This window comes from Streptomyces sp. NPDC032745 (genome assembly GCF_055579465.1).
In genome coordinates this window covers 40,101-48,033 of the sequence record NZ_JBVING010000028.1, presented here as the reverse complement: position 1 = coordinate 48,033, position 7,933 = coordinate 40,101, and the positions used below count along the sequence as shown (strand labels likewise).

Here is a 7,933-nt window from a genome sequence, read left to right as displayed (position 1 = left end):
CCCGCGGAGCGGGTACCTGAGCGCTGCGCGCTCAGGACTGAACGGCCTCGCTGCGCTCGGCCGGGGCCCTTCGGGCCCAGCTCTCCGCTTCGCTCCGAGCCATGGCCGGCCCTTCGGGCCGGAGTCCTGCGCTTCGCTCCGGACTGGCTCAGGCTCCGCTGCGCTCCACCTGAGCGGGCCGGCTTCGCTGGCCTCAGGGCTCCCGCGCTCCGCGCGGGAGGTGACCCCGTTTCACGGAGGCCGGGCCTCCGGCCCGTTGGGCGGGTCCGCTCCGCTCCCCCACCTTGGCCCTTGCGGCTCCGCCTCCAGGACCAGCCCGCTACGCGGGCTAGCTGGCAGCGGCAGGGGGCTCGGGTAAGGCTCCCTCGGCCGGGTCTTCTACTTCGCCTCCTTGTCGCCATCTCTCTAGCTGACGCCTTGGGCGTTCAAAACGGCTGTCAGATACCGCATCGAATCAGGGGCGCACCCGACCAGCACCACAGCATCACCGTCGCGGCACTCGGCCACCTGCCAACCGTGCTGCACCAACCGGGAATCCGTACGGCCTCTCGACCGGATCCGAACCAGCTCCCACCGCGCCGCGGGAAGTGGACTTCGATGAAGGTCCTTGAACTCCGTCGGCGTGACATGAAGCGTGGAACCCGTAGCCCAGAGGAAGACCAACGCCTCATCCCGGCAGTACGGACGGTCACCAAGGACGCAGGCAACGAAACCCGTCTCCGCCCCCTCCGCGAAACCCCGAGCCTTCCGCCCGGCTCTGCGCCTCTCATGACCCCACGTCAGCAGACCGCCAAAAACAAGCTCCAGCAAGAAACCCAGCACGCGCCACCCCCATCGGCCTCAGCCCCCAAGCTGCAATCCAAACAGGCGCAACCAAAGACCGCACTCCTCCCCGAGGAGGAGTGCAGGACACGGTCTTCTACACCGACAGCCAGGAGGAGAGGTGGGCGCCTCCCTCTGAAGACTCCCTCAGTGCTGTGGATGATTCATTCTGATACTCAGATAGACTCAGGGATACGGCCAAAGTGCACACCAGCCGGACACTCCCAGACAAACGACTGCAGAGCCTCAACGCGGAGGCTGGAGCGCACGCAGGCCGTAGTCCGGTGGCAGCCATCCCTTCTTCCGCCGCTCGATGGTCTTCCGCGTGTGCGGAGGCGGATACGGGCAGCCCTGCATCAGATCCGGTTCAGCCCTGGCCCACGCAAGGCCGTAATGGGCAGTACACACAGGCCAGATGGTCTTCGCAGGCTCCTTCGAAGTTGGCACCGTCCCTCTCCGAGTCCGGCGCGGCTTGGGGCGCGGCGGCTGGGGCGGGCGCAGCCTGCAGTCCTCAGCGAAGGACGTCAGGGACGGCAACCCCTCGCCTCCCAGCGGATCGCGGAACAGCGGTCCGCCTGTTCCGGCCCCGATCCGCCGGAGGAGAGCGGCCGCCCTCAGCAGAGGACGGGCCCAGGCGGGAACAGGGTGGGTCATACATCCTCGGCCCAGCCCCTGGTCGTGAAGCGTGAGCGTAGTGCCGTCCGGGCCCAGATCTCGGACGTGCGCGGTGGCAAGCTGAGTCATGGAAGCCGCGGTGAACGCCGCTGTGGCGAGCTGAGCCGCCAAGTAGGGGTGCGCCGTCGCGCGGTGGAGTCGCCACGCCACCTCCGCCTTAGTGACCGGCGGCATGACCGGCGGGAAGAAGTCCCGGTCCGCCGCCATGGGCGCGGTGCAGCAGCACGGGCCGGTCGCGTCGTCGAAGGCCTTGAGGGTGGTCAGGGCGGGCAGGCTGATCCAGCGGTTCGCCAACGGCCGCCCAGCGTGCGGTGCCTGGTGCTCAAGGGTGGTCGGTTCGGCCTCGGGCAGCAGGGCGGAGGCCTCGGCGATGCTGTGGTCGACCTGGCGCAGTTCGCGTTCCAGGAATGCCCGCATGGAGCGGTGGTGGCAGACCAGAACCAGGCGGACACCGGTACGCCGGCGCAGGGCGAGAAGGCCTTTGAGGCGGTGCGGGGTGAGCAGGTGGGCGCGCAGCAGGGTCAGGTGGGTGATGGGGGTGGCCAGGATCCAGGCGGCCGCGACCGCCCAGGCCGGCGCCGGGTCCAGGTGGCGGTAGCCGGGCAGCGGAACGGGCTTGCCCAGGGCCGCAAGGACGTCGTAAGCGAGCGCGATGGCCGCGTCGGTCCCCGGGGTCGGGTGCACGGTGAGGCGCCCGTGCTGCGGGGCGTGGGAGGCCAGGGCCGCCCGGGTGTGGACCACGTCGTCATACGGGTCCAGGACCACCGTGACCGGCGGCGCATTCGGGCACTCCAGCACTCAGGCCACCACCGGGCGCTGGCGCAGTTTGCTGTAGGACCAGCGCAGCAGGTCCTCGTCCAGGATCCGCCCGGACTCCTTCATCCCCGCGGTCAGGTGATGGGTGATCTTCGCCCAGGCCCGGAAGTTGCCGTGCGCGGCCTCGTCATCGCACATCGCGATCAGGTCCGGGTCCGCGTCCGCCCACACGGGGTGAAAGGCCGGGATGACGGTGAGGACCTCCTCCAGCGGCATGGGCTCGATCTCCTGCCACGCGTACACGCGGGACTCCAGCATCGGCTCGCTCTGCAGCATCTCGAAACAGCCGTCCCCGCCCGTGAACACGATCGTCAGGTCCGAGCCGATGTCATCCCACAAATAGCGCAGGTACTCGAAACACATCTTCGACAGCCACTGCGCCTCATCACAGAGCAGGACATGCGTCGCCTCCAGAGCCCCGCGCAGCACCCGGTCGAACTCGATCGGCTGCCCCGGCGGACGGCCCTGCAAGCCCAGAGCGTGGAACAGCTCGTGGCGCAGGTCGCGGGTCGAGGGGCGGGAGCGGAACTGGATTCGGCGCGTCAGCTTCGGCGCGAGCTCACGCAGCGAGGTGTTCACCGCCAACGACTTCCCCCGGCCCGCCTGCCCGTAGATACAGATCATCGCCCTGGCCTCGATCGCGGCACGGATGTTCTCCCGCACCATCAGTAGGGCACGCGTGGAGACGACCTGGGCGCCCGGCAGGCGCATGAAGTGGTCCTCCCGCTCACGCGGCAGCCGGCCCTGTCGCTCAGCAGTCACCATCGCTCAATGCTCCCCGCTGTCGTCACGTACATCAGCCGCTCCAGGCGGCCCGCCGTCGGCGGCCTGCCCGGCATCCGTTCGCGAGTCGGCCGCGCGGCGAGGGCGGACAACCGGCCGGGCCCAGGAAGCCGGGGGCTCGCGGGGAGGGATCAAGTCCGGGAGCGCCCGCGCCGCCAGATCCACGCCCCTGGCCCGGGCGATCTCCGCCTCGGCCTGAGAGGAAGTGACCGTGCGCCGCGGACGGGGCACGGCAGCCGTGGTCGTCGCCGTGTAGCGGGCCTTGCGCAGCTTCTCCGCCGCCTTCAGATCCGCCTTCAGTGCGCGGGCCTTCTTCTCCCTGACCGAACCCAGCGCACGACGCTGCTCCAGCGTCGCCGCCTCCGCGAGATAGGCGCTGCCCAGGTGACGGCCCCACTCCTCGGTAGAGAACACCTCGATCCGCCCGTCGTAGTGCGGCAGATATCGCAGCCGGACCCGCATGCCGACGTGCCCGGCCATCCACGGCGCGATGTAGGCACGGCGCCGCCACGAGATCCCGTTCGTGGTGATCTTCCGGACCCGGCCGTCGTCCTCCAGCGCGAAGAACGCCAGCCGCTCCTCCGCGACGTCCTCGACCGGTGACGGATCCGCCTCCCACGCCGCCAACGGCGTCATCCCCTTCGCGAGACCCTCCGGATGGTGGCCGGTGTTCCACCCCCGCACCCACCTCAGCAGGGCCTCGACGAACTCCGGATACGACAAGAGGTCCTCCACCCGGTCCGGATGGTGAGCACCGACCGGCCGGGCCCTGCGGGTATAGCCAGGCAGAGAAACCAGGAACATCTCCTCCACCGCGTCGTTCAGCGCCTCGACGGTGCCCTTGCGGTACGGCTTGTACGCCGGCAGATCATCCACCGGAACCGTGAACGCGCCCAGAGCGCCCTCCACCGTCCGGCACAAGAACTCCTTGCCCCGGTCGACACGCACCACGCCGGGCAGGCCACCGAACGGGCCATACGGCTCGGTGCGGCTGATCCCCGCGCGGCCAGGACCGCGTCCCTCGCCGGCTGATGCGGGGTAACCGCCACTCCCACGATCGCCTTCGTCGCGACATCGATGAACCACGTCACCCACGGACACACCGCAGAGCCTTCGAGGTCCACACGTACCGGGATCCGCTTGTGGTCCCCCTCCCAACACGCGTTGCGGTCCGTGGGCGGCCGCTTGCCGTACACGTCAAACCGACGACGAGCAGCCTCACCCCCCTTCAACCCCGCCCGCTCCCCCGCCGACAAGTCCTTCCGTACGGCGCGCTGCAGAGCACGAAGAGAAGGCACCGAGTCCGCAACACCAGCCTCCGTCGCCTCGGCGACCAGCTCACGGTGGACCGCGGCCACGTTCCCTCCCCACACCGCCAGACGCGCGCGGACATCCGCGCTCACACCGGCCCGCGCAGGCGTCCGGGCCGACAACCTGCCCTCGCGTCGGGCCACCGCCACCCAGTTCCACACCGTCCGCTCCGACACCCCCAAAGCCGAAGCAGTCAACCGCACATGAGCAGAACCGAGTTCACCGCGACCATCGAGAGCCATCAGCCGCGAGACCGCCGCCTCCCGCCCCACACCAGCCGGCACCATCCAATCGCTGAAGCCACCGGAACCGTCTTCAGTCATCAATCCCTCCCGCAGAGGCCCCGCCCCCGCCCCCGAAACGCTGTCCACGGCCACGCACCCCACACCGACACGCCGGACCCCACCCCACCAACGAGTGACGGCCCCAGCGAGCCAAGCAGTCAGGCCCGTGCTCTCCGAGCAGGATCCAGCCCTCGAAAGGACCTGCGATCAGGACCTGTTGAACCCTGGACAACCTAACTCTACATAGCTAGAGTTCCATTATGGACAGGCCATTCAAGGTCACGCAGGCCACGCTCGACGTGATGGAGGCCCTGGTCGTATCCGAGGAGGGCGTCCACGGGTACGCCATCGCGCAGGCCGCCAAGAAGCCCACCGGCAGCGTCTACCCGATCCTCGCCCGCCTGGAATCAGCGGGATGGCTGGAGAGCAGCTGGGAGACTGCAGAACCAACCCCCGGAGTGCCGCGCAAGCGCTTCTACCGGCTCACCCCAAACGGCACCGCCGGAGTACGTGAAGTACTGCTCGAACGACGTGGCGCACTCCCCCCACCCCCCGCACGGGCCAACCCCCTGCGCAGCCCCGGATGGGGAATCGCGTGATAGACCTTCTGCGCTACATCACCCCGCTCATCGCCGGGCTCCTCGTCAACGAAGCAGTCGACATCAGCCCGTGGCTCGCCCGCAGAACCATCCGATGGGCAGCCCATCGCATCCCCGACGCCGAACTGGCACTGCGCTACGAAGAAGAATGGACCGCCCACCTCGACGAGCGCCCCGGCAAGCTCCTCAAGCTGACCTACGCCCTGACGTTCCTCGCCCCCGCCCTCCGGATGCGGCGCGAGGCCCTCGGACGAACCCCATGGCCCCGCCGGCTCGTCCACACGCACACAGCCTTCTGGACCGGCCCCAAAATGATGCGCGGCTGGCTCCTTTTCCCTCTGGGCATGGCCAGCCTGATGTGTTCTGAACGCATCCCGCCCACTGCGGACAACAACACCCTGCACCTCGCCGTCGCCATACCCGGAAGCATCGCGATGACCTATCTCGCAGCAGGCATGATCACCTACAAGCGCTTCCTACGACGCCAGGCAGCCCTCGCCGCCACAGGCGATGCGCAGGCCCACGAACACCTCGACCGGTGGTACGGAACCAGGCACTGCCCCGAACACCGCTAACCACTCACCCCCACACACGCGACACGAGACCTTCAGCAGGAAACGACACCGGCCTTCAGCAGAAGAACGACACCCCGCAACCCGCCCACCAGCAAAAACACCCACTGAAAGCTCTGTCGCCAACCACTGAAAATCGCACGTCGCGCATCACCTGGTCCGCTCGGCGTCCGAGCGGACCAGGGTGAGCAGCAGCTGTACCGAGGTGTCCGCCAGCGCGTCGCCGACCGCGCGCACCACCTCCGAGAAGAACGGCTCCCCGAACTTGCGCCAGTCCTTCTCGGTGATCGCCAGCGCCACGGCGTCCGCGCGCCGCCCCGCCAGTGAACGGGCCGCCAGGTTGGGCACGTAGCCCAGCTCGGCGATGGCCTGCTGCACGGCACGCCGGGTCGACTCCTTGACACCGGTCGCGTTGTTGATGACGCGGGAGACCGTGCCCCGCCCCACCCCGGCAAGCGCGGCCACTTCCTCCAGCGTCGGCGTGGTGCCAGGGCGCCGCTTCACCATATTCACCCCACCCCCAGGGCACCCGATCGGTCCCGGGCGGGCGCCTGATCGGGGGGTCGGCGTCAGTCTGCGGCCCGTTCGCCTGCCGTACGTCTGGCGCGGTTCCACCTTGCGCACCCCGTGTCCCGTTCTCCATGACCGACCCGGCCCCGGCCGCGACGGTGAGGGCGACAGGGTCAGGGCGGGGGTCAGCGGCGCAGGGTGACGGGCAGCGCCTCCAAGCCGCGCAGCATCATCGTGTTGCGCCAGCGCAGGTCGCGCTCCCGGCAGGCCAGGGTCATCCCGGGGAAGCGGGCGAGGAGCACGGTGAGCGCGATCTCGGTCTCCAGCTTGCCGAGCAGGGCCCCGAGGCAGCGGTGGATGCCACCGCCGAAGGCGAGATGGCCGGCGTCCCGGCGGTCGAGGACGAGGCGGTCGGGGTCCTGGAAGCGCGCCGGGTCGCGGTTGGCCGCGCCGAGGGACAGCAGCACGAACTCGTCCTGCGGGATCACCACCCCGCCGACGTCCACCGGCTCGGTGGTGAAGCGGGTGGTGGCCATACAGATGGGTGAGTCGTAGCGCAGGAACTCCTCGACGGCCCTGGGCATCCGGGTGGGATCGGCGCGCAGCCAGGCCGCCTGGCCGGGATCGCGCAGCAGCGCGAGGCAGGAGGTGCTCAGCAGGTTCACGGTGGTCTCATGCCCGCCGATCAGCAGCAGGGCGACCATGCCCACGATCTCGTCGTCCGTCAGCTCCCCGCGCTCGCGGGCCTCCAGCAGCTCGGTGAGCAGATCGGCGGGACGGTCATTGCGGCGGATACGCCGGTCGGCGATGGCCAGGACGTACGAGCCCATCTCCTGGACGGCTCGCCGGACCGCTGCGTGGTCGCCCTCCTGGGTGACGATGGCGGTCGACCACTTCCGGTAGAGGTCGCGGTCCTCGGGCGGGAAGCCGAGCAGTTCGCAGACGACGAGGATCGGCAGCGGGAAGGCGAAGTCACGTACCAGGTCCACCGTGGGGATGGTGGTGCGGGTCGTGTGGCGCGCGGCTGCCGCGTCCAGCCCGTCGAGGAGTTCGAGGGTGATGCGCTCGACCATCGGCCGCATCGCCTCGACCCGCTTGCGGCTGAACGCCGCCTGGACCACGCGGCGGAGGCGGGTGTGGTCGGGCGGATCGCTGCTGAGCATATGGGTGATATCGGTGCCCAGGTTGACGCCCTCGACCCGGCTGTCGGCCAGGTCCTGGGCGCGCCGCACGTCCTGCGCGAAGCGGCGGTCGAAGAGCGCGGCCCGGACATCGACGTAGCGCGGGATGATCCACAGCCGCAGGCCGCCGTCGCTGTGCAGCACGGAGACCGGCGCCGATTCCCGCATCCTGGCCAGGGTCGGGTACGGGTCGCTGAGGAACGTCGGCGGCTTCTGGCGCGGTTCCGTCGTCGTCTCGGGCTTGTCCGGCCGGTGCTTCTCCGGCCGGGGACTGTTCGTCCGGGGTGCTGCCGTAGCTGTGGTCATGATGTTCTCCTGTCCTCACCGGCACGGCCGGCGCCGCGGCGGGGTGCCGTGCGTGGCACCCCGCTACGGCGCTG

General features: G+C 69.6%; 6 protein-coding genes and 1 pseudogene. 2 read left to right on the top strand and 5 right to left on the bottom strand.

Going from position 1 to position 7,933, the window contains the following annotated elements; translation table 11 throughout:
- Nucleotides 1-1,068: 1,068 nt before the first annotated feature.
- From ACZ5WG_RS40030 to ACZ5WG_RS40020, 3 genes are read right to left on the bottom strand one after another with little or no spacing between them, the layout of a single operon-like run.
- A complete protein-coding gene (locus ACZ5WG_RS40030) occupies nt 1,069-2,295 on the bottom strand; it encodes a hypothetical protein (RefSeq protein ID WP_468729570.1) in 1,227 nt (408 codons plus the stop codon).
- A complete protein-coding gene (locus ACZ5WG_RS40025; protein ID WP_468729569.1) occupies nt 2,296-3,078 on the bottom strand; it encodes an AAA family ATPase in 783 nt (260 codons plus the stop codon). It abuts the gene before it with no gap.
- Nucleotides 3,079-3,081: 3 nt separating this feature from the next.
- The gene (locus ACZ5WG_RS40020; protein WP_468729568.1) at nt 3,082-4,191 is read right to left on the bottom strand and encodes a Mu transposase C-terminal domain-containing protein; all 1,110 of its coding nucleotides are present in this window, start codon (nt 4,189-4,191) and stop codon (nt 3,082-3,084) included.
- Nucleotides 4,192-4,951: 760 nt separating this feature from the next.
- On the opposite strand from ACZ5WG_RS40020, the gene ACZ5WG_RS40015 reads away from it, so the two are divergent.
- Both ACZ5WG_RS40015 and ACZ5WG_RS40010 read left to right on the top strand, forming a co-directional pair.
- On the top strand, nt 4,952-5,290 hold the full coding sequence (locus tag ACZ5WG_RS40015; RefSeq protein WP_468729567.1) for a PadR family transcriptional regulator: 339 nt from the start codon (nt 4,952-4,954) through the stop codon (nt 5,288-5,290).
- Nucleotides 5,287-5,865, top strand: coding sequence for a hypothetical protein (locus tag ACZ5WG_RS40010; RefSeq protein ID WP_468729566.1), 579 nt, complete (start codon nt 5,287-5,289; stop codon nt 5,863-5,865). Before ACZ5WG_RS40015 ends, ACZ5WG_RS40010 begins: the two co-directional genes overlap by 4 nt.
- 150 nt (nt 5,866-6,015) lie before the next feature.
- On the opposite strand, the pseudogene ACZ5WG_RS40005 reads toward ACZ5WG_RS40010, so the two are convergent.
- Together ACZ5WG_RS40005 and ACZ5WG_RS40000 are read right to left on the bottom strand one after the other, a co-directional pair.
- Nucleotides 6,016-6,369, bottom strand: a pseudogene (locus tag ACZ5WG_RS40005) (LacI family DNA-binding transcriptional regulator); the annotation flags it as partial.
- Nucleotides 6,370-6,557: 188 nt separating this feature from the next.
- The gene (locus tag ACZ5WG_RS40000; protein ID WP_468729565.1) at nt 6,558-7,859 is read right to left on the bottom strand and encodes a cytochrome P450 family protein; all 1,302 of its coding nucleotides are present in this window, start codon (nt 7,857-7,859) and stop codon (nt 6,558-6,560) included.
- Nucleotides 7,860-7,933: the final 74 nt, after the last annotated feature.

Excerpts from the sequence above, each read along its gene's own strand:
- ACZ5WG_RS40025 (WP_468729569.1), bottom strand. The coding sequence starts at position 3,078 with ATGGTGACTGCTGAGCGACAGGGCCGGCTGCCGCGTGAGCGGGAGGAC.
- ACZ5WG_RS40015 (WP_468729567.1), top strand. The coding sequence starts at position 4,952 with ATGGACAGGCCATTCAAGGTCACGCAGGCCACGCTCGACGTGATGGAG.
- ACZ5WG_RS40000 (WP_468729565.1), bottom strand. The coding sequence starts at position 7,859 with ATGACCACAGCTACGGCAGCACCCCGGACGAACAGTCCCCGGCCGGAG.